This is a genomic window from Vibrio sp. 10N.286.55.E10 (assembly GCF_002872555.1).
Classification (GTDB): Bacteria; Pseudomonadota; Gammaproteobacteria; order Enterobacterales; family Vibrionaceae; genus Vibrio; species Vibrio crassostreae.
Genome location: NZ_MCSD01000024.1, coordinates 457,316 through 471,736, shown reverse-complemented (window position 1 = coordinate 471,736; position 14,421 = coordinate 457,316). Strand labels below are relative to the sequence as shown.

The 14,421-nt window shown below is 44.2% G+C and carries 11 protein-coding genes and 1 tRNA gene; 8 read left to right on the top strand and 4 right to left on the bottom strand.

Annotated features, from left to right (window positions below; all coding sequences use genetic code 11):
- A partial coding sequence (locus BCV39_RS16040; protein ID WP_198599548.1) for a VCBS domain-containing protein occupies window positions 1–2,219 on the bottom strand: 2,219 nt, incomplete at its 3' end.
- Window positions 2,220–2,454: 235 nt separating this feature from the next.
- On the opposite strand from BCV39_RS16040, the gene BCV39_RS16035 reads away from it, so the two are divergent.
- The 6 genes from BCV39_RS16035 (at window position 2,455) to BCV39_RS16010 (ending at window position 10,700) form a co-directional block, all read left to right on the top strand.
- Entirely contained in the window at window positions 2,455–3,003 is a 549-nt protein-coding gene (locus tag BCV39_RS16035; protein ID WP_102433150.1) for a hypothetical protein, read from the top strand.
- Window positions 3,004–3,102: 99 nt separating this feature from the next.
- Window positions 3,103–4,530 carry a TolC family protein gene (locus tag BCV39_RS16030; RefSeq protein ID WP_102433151.1) on the top strand — a complete coding sequence of 476 codons (1,428 nt, stop codon included), beginning with the start codon at window positions 3,103–3,105 and terminating at the stop codon, window positions 4,528–4,530.
- A gap of 11 nt (window positions 4,531–4,541) precedes the next feature.
- Window positions 4,542–6,263, top strand: a complete 1,722-nt coding sequence (locus BCV39_RS16025; RefSeq protein ID WP_102433149.1) for an efflux RND transporter periplasmic adaptor subunit — start codon at window positions 4,542–4,544, stop codon at window positions 6,261–6,263.
- A complete protein-coding gene (locus BCV39_RS16020) occupies window positions 6,260–9,403 on the top strand; it encodes an efflux RND transporter permease subunit (RefSeq protein ID WP_102433148.1) in 3,144 nt (1,047 codons plus the stop codon). The genes BCV39_RS16025 and BCV39_RS16020 overlap by 4 nt, the downstream gene beginning before the upstream one ends.
- Window positions 9,404–9,509: 106 nt before the next feature.
- Window positions 9,510–10,079 (top strand): cupredoxin family protein, encoded by a 570-nt coding sequence (locus BCV39_RS16015; protein ID WP_102433147.1) that lies wholly within the window; start codon window positions 9,510–9,512, stop codon window positions 10,077–10,079.
- A gap of 135 nt (window positions 10,080–10,214) precedes the next feature.
- The gene (locus tag BCV39_RS16010; RefSeq protein ID WP_019825867.1) at window positions 10,215–10,700 is read left to right on the top strand and encodes a hypothetical protein; all 486 of its coding nucleotides are present in this window, start codon (window positions 10,215–10,217) and stop codon (window positions 10,698–10,700) included.
- Between the two features lie 161 nt (window positions 10,701–10,861).
- Here the strand turns inward: BCV39_RS16010 and BCV39_RS16005 are convergent, their stop codons facing one another.
- From BCV39_RS16005 to BCV39_RS15995, 3 genes are all read right to left on the bottom strand, one after another.
- Window positions 10,862–11,119: a hypothetical protein gene (locus tag BCV39_RS16005; protein WP_102433146.1), complete on the bottom strand. Its 258-nt coding sequence runs from the start codon at window positions 11,117–11,119 to the stop codon at window positions 10,862–10,864.
- A 332-nt stretch (window positions 11,120–11,451) separates the two neighbouring features.
- Window positions 11,452–11,526 (bottom strand) — tRNA-Gly (locus tag BCV39_RS16000).
- 453 nt (window positions 11,527–11,979) lie between these two features.
- Complete coding sequence (locus BCV39_RS15995; protein ID WP_102433145.1) at window positions 11,980–12,795, bottom strand: hypothetical protein; 816 nt, start codon at window positions 12,793–12,795, stop codon at window positions 11,980–11,982.
- Between the two features lie 326 nt (window positions 12,796–13,121).
- On the opposite strand from BCV39_RS15995, the gene BCV39_RS15990 reads away from it, so the two are divergent.
- Both BCV39_RS15990 and BCV39_RS15985 read left to right on the top strand, forming a co-directional pair.
- Entirely contained in the window at window positions 13,122–13,850 is a 729-nt protein-coding gene (locus BCV39_RS15990) for a winged helix-turn-helix domain-containing protein (RefSeq protein WP_102431801.1), read from the top strand.
- Complete coding sequence (locus BCV39_RS15985; RefSeq protein WP_102431802.1) at window positions 13,835–14,308, top strand: hypothetical protein; 474 nt, start codon at window positions 13,835–13,837, stop codon at window positions 14,306–14,308. Before BCV39_RS15990 ends, BCV39_RS15985 begins: the two co-directional genes overlap by 16 nt.
- Window positions 14,309–14,421 lie beyond the last annotated feature (113 nt).

Here is a 14,421-nt window from a genome sequence, read left to right as displayed (position 1 = left end):
TCGACTTTGTCGCCAACGTTCAATTGATTAAACGCGCTGTTGGCAGTGAATACCCAGTGGCCTGTGGCATCAATGGTGAGGTCGCCATTGGTGCCTGCAATGGAATCCGGAGTAAACGTGTTGTCTGGGTTGTCTACATCGGTACTGGTCAATGTTCCTGAAGTAGTTACCGCTTTGTCGGTTTCATTGATAGCAACGGTCGCACTGCTGACAGTAGCTTTGTCATTAGTGCCATTTACTGTGATAGTCACTTGATGCGGCGTGCCATCAGCAGAATGAACGGTGATGGTGTCGGTAGCGGTTGCTCCGTTGCCCAAAGCTTGAACGTTAGGATTTGTATTATCAAGATCGTACGTCCAAGAACCAGTATCAGTCAGATGAAGCGTACCAAACGAGCCTACGATATCGGTGTTGGAGAAGTGTGCCTCGCCAGTATCCACATCCGTTACCGCAAGTGTGCCCGAGGTCTGAAGTTGGGACTCTTCGGTTACCAAGCCGGTACTGGTTCCGCTTATCACGGCTTTATCATTGGTGCCGTTAACGGTAATAGTGATTTGATGGGGAGTGCCGTCAGCGGAGTGGATGGTTATGATGTCTGTTGTCGCAGACCCTTTACCAAGAGCCTGAACTTGTGGATTTTTATTATCTAGATCGTAGGTCCAATCGCCATTGTCTTTAAGGTGTAAAGTACCCAGTGTCCCCTTGAGGTCGGAATTAGAAAAATGTGCCTCTTTTGAGTCGATATCGGTGATGTTGAGTTGGCCCGAAACCGTTAGGTCTTTATCTTCAGTAACTTGGCTCGAGCCATTACTTCTCCCGATAGCGAAAAACGAACTTGGTGAATTTGCTGTACTACTCGTGATTACCGCATGGTCGTTGGTGCCATTAATCGTAACCGTAACTTGATGTGCTGTGCCATCGGCAGAGTGAACAGTGACGATGTCTGTCGCAGTTGAACCTTGGCCAAGCCCTTGAACTACAGGGTTATTGTTATCTAAATCATATGTCCATGCACCGTCTTTTGTGATGCTTAGCGTACCGAAATTACTAGTCACTTGTGAGGCTTGAAAGTGGTCTTCTCCAAGATCAGAGTCCGTTACTGAAAGCTGCCCTTGAACTTGTGTCGTTAAATCTTCAGTTACTGTGCCAGCATCTACACCTGTGATAACGGCGTTGTCGTCGTTGCCGCCAATTGTCATATCGATTGTTTGCGGTGTGCCGTCTTTGGTGTGAATAGTGAAGCTTTCGTGCAATGAAGTGGCTGCGGTTAACGCTTGAACATTCGAAAGAGAGTTATCAACTTGATACTGCCAGTGTCCATCAGCATCGATAGTTAATGAACCATATTTACCTGAGATAACTTCTGGCGTAACCGAACTTTCACTTTGGTCAGGGTCAACGACGTCAATTTTACCGTTCGCATGCAGTAAACCTTGTGAATCTATATTGTGGTCTTCGGTAACGACGCCGGTTAAGTCTCCAGAAATACTTGGCGTGTCTTGCTTACCTATTACCGGTATCTGGACAATGATGCTCGATCCATTAGATAGATGTAACGCAAAATGGTCAGTACCTGGTTGGTGCTGATTTAACAGGATGTATTGAGGAGAATTTGGATTCAATACAAATGTGTATTGACCATTTGCATCAACATGAAGCTCTCCGTACGTTCCTTTTATGACTTCTGGCATGAAGGTGACGGGTAAAGCGGGCATCGTAGGCGCATTCGAATGAGTCGGCTGACCGTTACTTCCTGAGGAGATAGTCGGCATCGATACCGAAGGAATGTAATGGACTTGCGGGTGAGAAAGCGTCGATAAATGATGAGAAGGAACCAAGTGAGAGCTCGAACCATTGGGGGCATGACTTGCACTTAAGGTGGCGTTTACGTCGCTGTCACTCGTCTGAGCTTCTTGGAGAGCAACCGATGATGAGTCCGCCTTGGTATGATCATCGGTGACATCTTTTTCGGTCACGTTATTTGCGATTACTTGATCTGCAGCACCGCTGGAATTGTCTATAGTCTCGGCAGCTGCGTGTTTAGCCAATGATGGCAAAATCATCATGAGTGATTGAAAAAGTGGGATATTAACTTTTAGGTGTGAATGCAGTCTGAGCTTCTTTTTTTTTGTTGGTTTCTGTTGTTCTAGCTCGTTACTTTTCTTATTTTTGGTTTCTGTATTTTTCTTGTTTGCTTCGACGTTTTTTTTGTTAGCCATCTTTATCATCCGTGAATCGTGGTTGCACTATCTTAAGTAAAATACACAGATCGAGGTTTCGCTAGCTAATTGGATAATTTTTAAAGAAAATTTCCTCAAATCAAACAATTCTCTCAATTTAATGCAAAAAGGTAATAGAACCTTTTCTGGTCTATCATACAAATGTACAAAGAATTATATTGACCTTACCCTAAGGGGAACCTTTATAGTTGCTCCATAAATTTAAAGGTTAGCTATGACAAACACACTCCGAACAACTTGGATTACTGTTTTCAGCATCATCGCGATGTTGGTGTCGAGCTATGCTTCAAGTTCATCGGCTCTGATGGCCGACGTAATGATGGCTCAGATGGGCTCACCTCAGTCAGATTGCCATCATAGTGAATCATCGAATGCGGTATCAGATCTGTCTAACATGACAACGGGTTGCGACATTAGCGTAGCAACTGGTGATGCAGGTGGTGAGCATGCTGCACATGCCACTATGCCTCATCATTCCAGTCAGCAGGGTCATACTGAAATGACCGTTTCCGATGATGAAGTAACAACTGCACATTCTTCTTCAATTAGCTCTCACGATGACAATATGATGGGTACGCACTGCCTAGGCGGTTCGGATTCTATTCATAACTGTTGTATCTCTGTTTGTTCTACTGCTTCCTATCCAATTCAGGCTGTTCAAGCCGTTAATCAATTTTCCTTTTCATTTGCTCTTTTTCAATCTGTCACGATTGGCCAGAAAGTCGCACGCGCTCAATCTTTGCTACGCCCACCTTCCGCATAAATCTATATCTAAAAATCTAGCGATATCAGAGCAATAAATCTGATACGCCAATCTTTTATATGCGTTATTTAACGCAAGATATGGACATTCATTGTGAATATAAAACCAATAACCTCTGTGTTTGGAATAAACGCAAATGTCGCGGTCGCTGTTGCCTTTGTTTCGAGTGCTGCTTTTCTTTCAGGTAGTGCTTTGGCTGCTGCCCCTGCTTCAACACAAGCAAATCAACAAAGCTCAACACAGCAACTCAATACGTTGATTGAGATAGCATTGAGCCAAGACAGCAACCGCAAACAGTACTTTGCTCAGTCGCAAGCGATGCGTGAAACAGGTATTGCGAGCGCAACCTTAATGGATCCGAAATTGAAAGTCGGATTTGGCGGACTGCCAGTCGATAGCTTCCAGTTTGATGAAGACCCGATGACCAATATTTCGGTCGGTCTAATGCAGCAATTTGAGCGTGGCAATACACTCGATCTTCAGCAGAAAAAAGCTGGTCAGCAAGCGGATGGGTTAGCTCTTCAAGTGCAGGCTCGCGAGCTTACCGTTGCTAACAGCATGACGCAGCTATGGCTTGAATTGGGTTATCAGCAAGTTGCAGAAGGCGTGATGCGTGAAAATCGACGCTTGTTAGTTGAGCTAGAAAACTATGTGCAGACCAATTACTCGATTGGTAAAAGTGAAGCGCAAGATCTGCTTAATGCTCAGCTTCAAGTGAGCAAGCTTGATGAGAAACTACAGGCAAACCAGCAGGTTCAGCGCCGTTTAATCTCTCAGCTTTCTGAATGGTTGGGTTCTGATTGGCTAGGCTCTCAGGTTCTTGATTCTCAGGGAACACTGAGTGCAACTAACCAAATCGATTGGTCGTTGTTGGAAAGCAAATTAGCGACCAATATCGATTCAACTAAGCACTACCAGCTACTGACTGACCATCCTTTGGTTAAGATCTCCGATGTCAGTATTTCCTCCAATCAAACTCAGGTTGAGTTAGCCGAGCAAGCTTATACCCCGCAGTTTGGGGTGGAAGTCATGTATGCCCACCGACAAGCGAACAACATGGCTGGCGAACCTGCTTCTGATCTTGTGAGCGCTTATCTAACAGTCGATATCCCTCTGTTTACAGGGAACCGACAAGACAAGAATTTGTCTGCGGCTCAGTACCAAGTTGGCGCAGCTAAATCTCAAAAAGACACCTTACTTTCCCAAATGAACGCGCAAGTGAACGCATTGCTGGTGGACAGATCAAACCTGATCCAGCGATTAGAACGCTATCAAACGTCCTTGCTTCCTCAAACCGCAGCACGAATCAGCGCGGTTGAAAGGGGCTATCAAAACAACACCGCGCAATTTAACGATGTTATTGCAGCAACGGCAGACGAGCTTGCTCTGAAACTAGAGCAACAGCGTTTGATCACCGACCTCAACATCGTTAACAGCAAGCTAGCCGCGTTAGTCAGTGGTTTTGAATACCAAGTAAACCAACCACAACTCAACTCAAGCGCAACTAAACACACAGCCAATCAATAAGGGAATAGACAATGAGTTCAGTAAAAGTAGCAACAATCGCTTTATTGGTCGGTGGTGCATTGGGTTTTGGTGTGAACCATTTTCTAATTAATCCAGCACACGACATGTCAGCAATGGCAACTAGCACAGAAACCAGTGACGAACCTTTGTATTGGGTTGCGCCAATGGACCCAAACTATCAGCGTGATAAACCGGGTCAGTCACCTATGGGGATGGATTTAATCCCTGTTTATGCCGATGACTTAAGTGGTGGTTCAGACAAAGCAGGAACTGTGTTTATCGATCCGTCGGTAGAAAACAATCTTGGTGTCAAAACAGCGAAAGTTAACTTCGAACCGCTGTCTCCTCGGATTGAAACCGTGGGTTATGTGGCGTTTGATGAAAGTACATTGTGGCAAACCAACGTAAGAGCAGCTGGCTGGGTTGAGAAGCTTTATATCAATGCTGTCGGTGAGAAGGTAAATAAGGGCGATGTGCTGTTCACACTTTATTCTCCAGAGTTGGTTAAGGCACAAGAAGAGTTACTTAGTGCGTACAAAACGGGTCGCAAAGGATTGATAAAAGGTTCCACCGAGCGCTTGATCACCTTGGGTGTCGATAAAGCTCAGATTCGTTCGATCACTCGCCGAGGTAAATCCTCACAAACCATAGAAATCAAAGCACCTGCTAATGGCGTAATTGCGAGTCTCAATATTCGTGAGGGCGGCTACCTTTCACCAGCGCAAGCGGTAATTAGTGCGGGTCCTCTAGGCGAAGTATGGGTTGATGCCGAAGTGTTTGAACGCCAAGCACACTGGATCTCGTCGGGCAGTAATGCAGAGATGACACTGGATGCGATTCCCGGTAAGGAGTGGCAGGGCAATGTTGATTATGTTTATCCAATCCTAGATCCGAAAACTCGAACTTTACGCGTTCGTTTGAAGTTCTCGAATCCTAATGGCGAACTCAAACCGAACATGTTCGCCAATATTGCGTTGAAGCCAATCAGTGATGATGCCGTACTTACCATACCAAGATCATCGGTTATCCATTCAGGTGGAATGACTCGAGTGGTGTTGTCCGAAGGTGAGGGAAAATACCGTTCAGCACGCATTGAAGTAGGGCGTGAAGCTGGCGAGAAGATCGAGGTGTTGCAAGGGCTTGAACAAGGTGAACATATTGTCACCTCTGCGCACTTCATGTTGGATTCTGAATCTAGCCAATCCGCTGATTTGTCGCGAATCAATGGCGTTGAAGAGCAAGCCGAAACAGTTTGGGCAAACGGTGAAATTTCCGATGTTATGCAAGGCAGTCGTATGGTGACAATTAACCATCAGCCTGTTCCAGAGTGGGATTGGCCGGGCATGGTGATGAACTTCACCTTTGCGGAAGGTTTAGACATGAGTGACGTGCAACGTGGTAAGGCAATTGATTTTGAGATGAGAAAGTCAGAGTCAGGGCAGTACGAGGTTGTTGATTACAAGGTCAGCGAACATCAAATGGCGGGCGAAGTGTGGGTGAAGGGAGACATCACAATGCTGATGGCAGACTTCGGAATGATCACGGTAAATCACAAGCCAGTGCCTGAATGGGATTGGAAAGCGGGCGAAATGAACTTCCAAGTCAGTGATGACCTCGATTTATCCGAGTTTGCCGAGGGTCAAAGTGTTCGGTTTCTAATTGTGAAGCAAGGTTCGGATTATGTGCTCAAGTCTCTCGAACCGACGAATAGCACGGGTGAGGGCGAACTATGATCAATGCAATCATTCGTTGGTCCATCAGTAACCGCTTTTTGGTGCTGGTTGCCACTGTAGCCATCGTATTTGGGGGCTTATACAGCGTTAAAAACACACCGGTAGATGCGATTCCTGATTTGTCAGATGTTCAGGTGATCATTAAAACAAGCTATCCGGGGCAAGCACCTCAAGTAGTTGAAGATCAGGTGACCTATCCGCTCACAACGGCGATGTTAGCCGTTCCGGGTGCAGAGACGGTTCGTGGCTATTCGTTCTTTGGCGATTCGTATGTCTATATCATCTTCAATGACGATACCGATATGTATTGGGCGCGTTCACGTGTGTTGGAATACTTAAGCCAAGTAGCCCCTAACTTACCATCAAGTGCTAAGCCAACATTAGGGCCAGATGCAACTGGTGTGGGCTGGGTTTACAGCTATGTGTTGCAAGATAAAACCGGTCAGCATGACTTAGCGGATCTTCGTAGCCTGCAAGATTGGTTCTTGAAGTATGAGCTGCAAACCGTTGAGGGCGTATCTGAAGTGGCGACTGTTGGCGGCATGGTGAAGCAGTATCAGGTTCAGATAGATCCTGCCAAGTTACGTGCTTACGACCTAACGCTTCAGCAAGTCAACAAGGCAATCCAGGATGGTAATCAAGAAACCGGTGCGTCTGTGGTCGAAATTGCCGAAGCCGAACATATGGTTCGTACGACCGGCTACCTCACAAGCATAGAAGATATCCAATCTCTGCCATTAAAAGTAACCGACAAAGGCACGCCGCTGCTACTGGGCGACATTGCTGACATTAATCTTGGCCCGCAAATGCGACGTGGTATCTCTGAACTTAATGGTGAGGGCGAAGCGGTTGGCGGCGTTATCGTGATGCGCTTTGGTGAAAATGCCAGTGAAGTGATCGACTCGGTGAAATCCAAACTCGCTGAGCTGCAAGCCGGCTTACCTGATGGTGTCGAGATTGTCGCGACTTATGACCGCTCTACTTTGATTGATTCTGCGGTTGAAAACCTTTGGAAGAAGCTAGCTGAAGAGTTCATCGTGGTCGCCGTGGTGTGTGCGCTGTTCTTGTTCCATATCCGCTCGTCGTTGGTTATCGCACTAAGTCTACCTGTCGGAATCTTGGGTGCATTCATCGTCATGCATTGGCAGGGCATCAACGCCAACATCATGTCTCTTGGCGGAATAGCGATTGCGATTGGCGCCATGGTGGATGGTGCCATCGTGATGATCGAGAACGTTCATAAACACATTGAACGGACTCCGCTCACTGACAAAAACCGTTGGCAGGTGATTGGTAAGGCAGCAGAAGAAGTTGGCGCACCGCTGTTCTTCTCTCTGATTATCATTACCTTGAGCTTTGTGCCTGTGTTCGCGCTAGAAGGGCAAGAAGGCAAGATGTTCTCGCCACTTGCGTTTACCAAGACGTATGCGATGGCCGCAGCCGCTGGTTTGGCTATCACGCTGGTGCCTGTGTTAATGGGTTATTTCATTCGCGGTAACGTGCTACCTGAACATAAAAACCCAGTAAACCGTAGCCTAGTGGCGATGTACAAGCCGCTTCTAAACCTCAGCCTAAAGTATCCAAAGGTGATGATTGTTATCGCACTTGGCTTAATGGCGTCTGCTTATTACCCAACCAGTAAGCTTGGTAGTGAATTCATTCCTCCTTTGGACGAAGGGGATTTGATGTACATGCCAACCACGTATCCGGGTATCTCAATAGGTAAGGCTCGTGAGTTGTTGCAACAAACCAACAAGCTCATCAAAACCATTCCAGAAGTCGAAACCACGTGGGGCAAAATTGGTCGAGCAGAGACAGCAACCGATCCTGCACCGTTAACCATGATTGAAACCGTAATTCAGCTTAAACCACGAGACGAGTGGCGTGACGGCGTCACTACGGAGTCTCTGCGTAAAGAGTTCGATGATCTGATTCAGTTCCCAGGTTTGACCAATGCGTGGGTTATGCCAATCAAAACCCGTATTGATATGTTAGCGACTGGTATCAAAACCCCAATTGGGATCAAAATCGCTGGCCCGGAGCTTAGCGTGATTGAAGATATTGGTTCGCAACTTGAACCCATCCTCAACAAGGTTAGTGGCACTGCTTCGGTATATGCCGAACGTGTTGCGGGTGGTCGTTATGTGACGATAGACATTAAACGACGCTCTGCTGCGCGATATGGCTTGAGCATTAAAGAAGTGCAACAGGTTATCTCGACTGCGATCGGAGGAATGAACGTGGGTGAAACCGTAGAAGGGCTAGAGCGGTATCCAATCAACGTTCGTTACCCACAAAGCTATCGTGATTCTGTTGTTAAGTTGCAGAACCTGCCGTTAGTGACACCAAACGGTGCGCGTATCGCCCTCTCGGATGTCGCGGATATTCGTTACGAAGACGGGCCTCCAATGATTAAGACGGAGAACGCTCGTCCTAATGGCTGGGTGTTTGTTGATATCGAAGGGCGTGATCTTGGTTCTTACGTGGCAGAGGCGCAAAAGATAGTCACCGATCAAATCGTCTTGCCTGCTGGCTATTCACTGGCATGGTCTGGTCAATATGAATACATGGAGCGTGCGAAGGAGCGTTTGAGTGTCGTTGTGCCAATCACCATCGCCATCATTATGTTGTTGCTCTACCTAAGCTTCCGCCGTGTCGGTGAGGTGATGATGATCATGCTGACATTGCCACTCGCTATGGTTGGTGGTCTATGGCTGATGCATCTCCTCAATTACAACTTCTCGATTGCGGTAGGTGTGGGCTTCATCGCTCTTGCCGGAGTCGCCGTTGAGATAGGAGTGATCATGTTGGTCTACCTAAACCAAGCATGGCACTACAAAAAGCTCGATGCAGAGCAGAACCAACAAACAATTCAACAAGCTGACCTCACTGATGCCATCCGTGAGGGGGCAGGGCTGCGTGTACGCCCTGTGATGATGACGGTTCTCACTGTGATCATTGGTCTCATTCCAATTATGTATGGCGAGGGAACGGGGTCTGAAGTGATGCAGCGAATTGCCGCGCCGATGATAGGCGGTATGGCATCTGCACTACTACTTACCCTACTGGTGTTGCCTGCAATCTTTAAGCTTTGGAAACAGCATGAGATTACGCATAGCCAAAACGAGATAAACAAATAACGTACTGATTATTAGCCCTTACTTACTATCACAGAGTGAGTAAGGGCGCATTACACGAATATCAAAAACTAACGAATTAAAAACTGAATTATTCTAAGGAACGACCATGAAAAAGACACTTATTGCGATTGTACTGACGTTAACTATTGCAACGGCTTTTGCTGAAATGGACCACTCAAATATGAACCACTCAAATATGGATCACTCGATGATGAAGAGTGGAGAGATGGATCATTCCCAAATGGACCACAGCATGATGGAGGATGGAAAGATGGACCATTCAATGATGAATATGGAAGGCATGTCTGAAGTCGGTATGCCTGCGACAGGCGCAAAGCCGGATAAGGTGGTTCATGTTCTACTAAGTGACGATATGAAAATCACATTTAAGAACAAGGTTGAAATTGAGCCGAACGACGTGGTGCAGTTCGTTGTGATGAACACAGGCAAGATTGATCATGAATTCTCGATTGGTTCTGCATCAGAGCAATTAGAGCACCGTGAAATGATGAAAAACATGGGTAATCACGCTCATGACTCAGGCAGTACAGTGACGGTAAAGCCCGGTAAAGCGAAGCAATTGCTATGGCATTTTCATGGCGACAACAACGTAGAGTTTGCGTGCAATATCCCAGGTCATGCTGAAGCGGGTATGCTGAAAAAAATTGAGTTGTAGTATCGATTAATAAAGCGCACCAGACTTATATTGATTAGTTTGGTGCGTTTTCTTGTTTTTCTCGTATTAGACGATTAAGTTTAATAGGTAAATAGAAAAAATTTTTAGTTAGAACAAGTAAGTAGGAGTTTAAGGATGAACAAAACAGTACTCGTCGTTGCCGTATCAAGTGCTTTACTATCATGGTCTAATTACAGCATTGCTGCTAAACCTGAGTGGGCTGGTAAAGGTAAGCCCAATTTAGAAGAAGTCAAAACGTTCGCTGAGGCAAAAAAAGTTGAAGGCGAAATTAACGATCGTGAGAAGCAGCTTGATTCAATGATCGAAGAGAAAAAGAAGAAAGCCAAAAAAAGTAAGAATAAAAAAGATAAGCAGAAGCTAGATAAAGAGCTCGACGATTTGGAAGACGAGAAAGAAGCCCTCGAAGAGAGTAAAGAGAAGCTCAAGGATAAGAAAGAAAAGCTTAAAGATGATATGGATAATGACGAAGAAAAGTCGGGATTAGAAAAGCAGAAAGAAAAGAAAGCGGAACAAGAGCGTAAAGAAGAAGGAAAAGGGTCAGAAAAAGGCCAACAGCAGCGTGAAGAAAACAGCAAAAAGTGGTGGAACTTTTGGGAGTAATGCGAGGGCCTTACATCACCTATTCATTTCAACCAATCAGAACAGCTTTGTGTGACCGCTAAGTCATTGATTAAATACTGTGTTCAGTTAAAGATAAGCCTCAACCTGCCCAGGAATACATGAACTAACTTGGATTGGCTGAGGCTTATCTGTAGCTAGAATCACTGTAGCAAGATAGAAGTTTCAAGCAAGTGGTGTGCTTCACCGCTTAGGTGCGGCAGCTCTGCCATGATCTTTCTAAACTTGTCGTCGATTGATTCTGCTTCATTCAGTGATCGAAAAGCCATTACAGCTTGTTCAGGTTCGCTGTTCACATAACCTTTCAACGTATCTAGCTGAATTTTATTGGCATTCTCAACTTTTGCTAGCGCGACATTGATTGCTTCGATGCTAATCGTTAACTCATTGCTTTTAAACATTTTTTATTATTTATGGGTTATTGCTAATGCGCGCACATTAACACAATGATTTTGGCAGATATTGACCAAGATTATTAAATTGGAACAATTTTGAAAATCATTGAAAGTTGCTCTGCAATGTGTGATTTGGACAAGTGTAAAAATGTGAAACGATTTAAGGCGTTAATAGCTATGAATAGTCGATAGGGGCATAACCAATGTAAGTCAACGCAATATAGGTTTAATAGATATAGGTTTAAACGATATCGATGAAGATGGCTTAATGTACAGAGGGATTTTCTTGGGGAGCGGGTTGCTGAAAGAGATACACATAATAAAACTGGAGGAAGAGTTGGAGCGTGCAGCGGGAATCGAACCCGCATCATCAGCTTGGAAGGCTGAGGTAATAGCCATTATACGATGCACGCACATCGTGAAGACTGAACTAATATGCCATAATTAAAGCAAAAGAAAAGCATTAACTCATGCTTGGCGAGCTATTTGCATGACTTTTGTGCTATTTGTTTGATATCTACACAGTGGGCAAGGGCATCTTTAACAAAAGCTATAAAACGAAACACTATCGCCAATAGAAATACACCAGCTCAATAAGGTTTAACTTATTGTAACCCTACTAAAAAATAGCCATTTTTGCTGCCAAAGTATCCTTCTAACGAATATATAAAGATTTATCATTAGCTCGCGCGGCTTATGCTTTAAATGGTGCGCTATGTTTAAAAAAAGGGGGACAGTTTTATAACCTCAATCCACTTAAAGGGGATTTATAGTGTCCATTGCAATCAAAACCAAGATTATTGCTTGAAATACCGCTTCAGTGAATGCAAAAAGGCTCACCATTTAGAGAGCCCTTTTTCGTGGTACTACATATAGTAGCTATAAGTAAGCTTTAACTCTGTACCTTGACGGTTATGACCAAAGCTTTGCTCTGTGTCATCAAAGTACTCTGTGTAAGTTAACTTACCCCAGTGACGACGGTTACTGTTTAATGGCATTTGCAATACAGTATCCATTTGTAATTGGTTTACTGTGCCAACCGTACCGCCAAGATCTAAGCTGCTAAATTGTGGGTTGAGTTGAATGTGAGTGCCATTTTCATGCAGATAGATAGAGTTTAAGAAATTAAACTGTACCCCATATGTCATTTTATCCACTAGACCAATATTGCTGTAATCTTTGTTATTTTGACCTACCGCAGCGGCGATGATTGGGAATGATAACCAGTTTTTAAACGGTGTGTTCATGCGGATCAAGCCGCCTACGGCAAACAAACGATCAGAAGTTGCATTGGTAAAGCTAGATTCAATGTAGTCAAACGACATACCTAGCATAGGCGCATTGGCCCAATCAGTTCGCGTTACTTCGAAGTAACGAGCTCGAACCTGAGATAGGTTAAAATCCTCGCTTCCTACTTTACCATTGTCTTGCCCTGTCACAGTCAACGAGCCTAGGAATAGGTTTTCATTGTCTTTTGCGCCGGAAATCTGACCTTGCAGTTGAAGAAAGTCATTATCAGCTTCACCAAAACTTTGTTTACCATAAGTTGCACTTACAACTGAAGATACTTTTGTGTGATCGCCTGGATCGGGTGCATTTTCTTCAGTCGCATCTTGTGCGTTGGCAAAAGCAGATAATGGAAGCAATAAAGTGAGTAGTGGTAATTTCTTCGTTATTGGCATAGTAAAACCTGTTAGTTATTCAATTCAAGAATTTCACTATCACCTTAAGTAAATGTTTCGCCCACGAATAACCAAATAAAAAAAGATAAAATGATAAAAAGTAAGTATATTAATTAACTTGTTGTTTAATAATGGATAATTACCCTAATCTTACTTGGTGGGGTTCACATATCCGCTATCCTTTTCTTACTCTACCAAGAGAATAATTTATAATTTATTTATTAAATGGTTAATCAAACCAATAGTTAGTTTGTTGTAGATCAAAATAATTTATCATTAATTAACAGTACTATCTCCTGTAATTTCTATGACCTAGAGGCCTCGGTATGACACAACCCTTTCTTGAACCGCCCATTTATCAAGTGGCAGGACTGCAATACTCTCCCACCTCCGGAGCCATCAAGAATGAAGAAGGTAAAGTGATTCGTCTACGGGCGCGTGAGGCCAATTTATTTACGGCATTAATTGACTCTTTCCCCGATATTTTGTCGCGTCAATCGATTGAAGAGCAACTTTGGAAAGGTTCTTATGCGACTAATGCAACCATTAACCAAACCATTAAAGCGCTACGTTTTTCCCTCGATGATGATCAACGCTCTTTAATTCGTACCATTCCCAAACAAGGTTATGTGCTTTCCAGTAAGCCATATATCCTTGAGTCTTACACTGCTCATCATATGGCGGGGGCGAAAGAGCCGGCTCCTGGTATTGTGCCTGACAGTACCGCTAACTCTTCAGAGTCAGTAACCTTGACTGACACACCTCAGAACAGCAAAGCATTAGGTTGGAGAACTTTTTTCTCAGGCAACGAGTTAATCGGTATCGGCGTAATAAGCCTATTACTATTCACACTCGGATACCTCGGCATATTCAGCCCGTCATTCGAGCGCATTAGCTATAAGGCTGGTGAACATTGGTTGTTATTTGATGCTACAAGCGAAGAAATCAATTCACTGAACCTCAGTGATGACACCCCATCCATTATTATGAAAAACGACAGTAATTATCGAATTTGTCATGTTGAAGAGGGGATAACGGTATGCAAAAATCAATAATCAAACGCGCTATTGCTGTGATGCTACCGGTTGTTGCTCTAACTATTGGCCATTATCTTCATGATCCAATCAAAGCACATAACCAACAGTTTGAAGGGGTATGGACGGGCCAATCTGTCATTCAATTTGATCAGCACACGATTGATAGCTACGCAACCATGGTGGTTGATAAGGACAACATCCGTTTATCTATCAATAATAAAAGTGGCAACAGTAATTATGCTTTCGATGCCAAACTTGAACTGCACTATACCGACAAACAATATAATCGATTGCAATTAGTCGATAGAGAAGTCACTGGCTTGGAGCGATTTGAGCAAGAAACAGGTATTCGAGTTCCGGTTTCTGGCACCCTAATCGAGCTCAATGGCTGGCGACTAGAAGAGGATGAGATCTTTTTCAATTTCAATTCGCTTGGTGAAGATAGCATTTCATATGTGGTAAAAAGAAAGCGCTAACACACCACCCCAAGCAATGCTAAGTTTGTGATATATAGAGTTTTATATATTTTTTCATCGTCATATTATTTTTTTTATTTCAAGAATACTTTTTTTTGTTGGATGAGTCGGTT

Bases quoted from the DNA above. Each gene is read 5' to 3' on its own strand.
- BCV39_RS16035 (WP_102433150.1), top strand. From the start codon at position 2,455: ATGACAAACACACTCCGAACAACTTGGATTACTGTTTTCAGCATCATC.
- BCV39_RS16025 (WP_102433149.1), top strand. From the start codon at position 4,542: ATGAGTTCAGTAAAAGTAGCAACAATCGCTTTATTGGTCGGTGGTGCA.
- BCV39_RS16020 (WP_102433148.1), top strand. From the start codon at position 6,260: ATGATCAATGCAATCATTCGTTGGTCCATCAGTAACCGCTTTTTGGTG.
- BCV39_RS16015 (WP_102433147.1), top strand. From the start codon at position 9,510: ATGAAAAAGACACTTATTGCGATTGTACTGACGTTAACTATTGCAACG.
- BCV39_RS16010 (WP_019825867.1), top strand. From the start codon at position 10,215: ATGAACAAAACAGTACTCGTCGTTGCCGTATCAAGTGCTTTACTATCA.
- BCV39_RS16005 (WP_102433146.1), bottom strand. From the start codon at position 11,119: ATGTTTAAAAGCAATGAGTTAACGATTAGCATCGAAGCAATCAATGTC.
- BCV39_RS15995 (WP_102433145.1), bottom strand. From the start codon at position 12,795: ATGCCAATAACGAAGAAATTACCACTACTCACTTTATTGCTTCCATTA.
- BCV39_RS15990 (WP_102431801.1), top strand. From the start codon at position 13,122: ATGACACAACCCTTTCTTGAACCGCCCATTTATCAAGTGGCAGGACTG.
- BCV39_RS15985 (WP_102431802.1), top strand. From the start codon at position 13,835: ATGCAAAAATCAATAATCAAACGCGCTATTGCTGTGATGCTACCGGTT.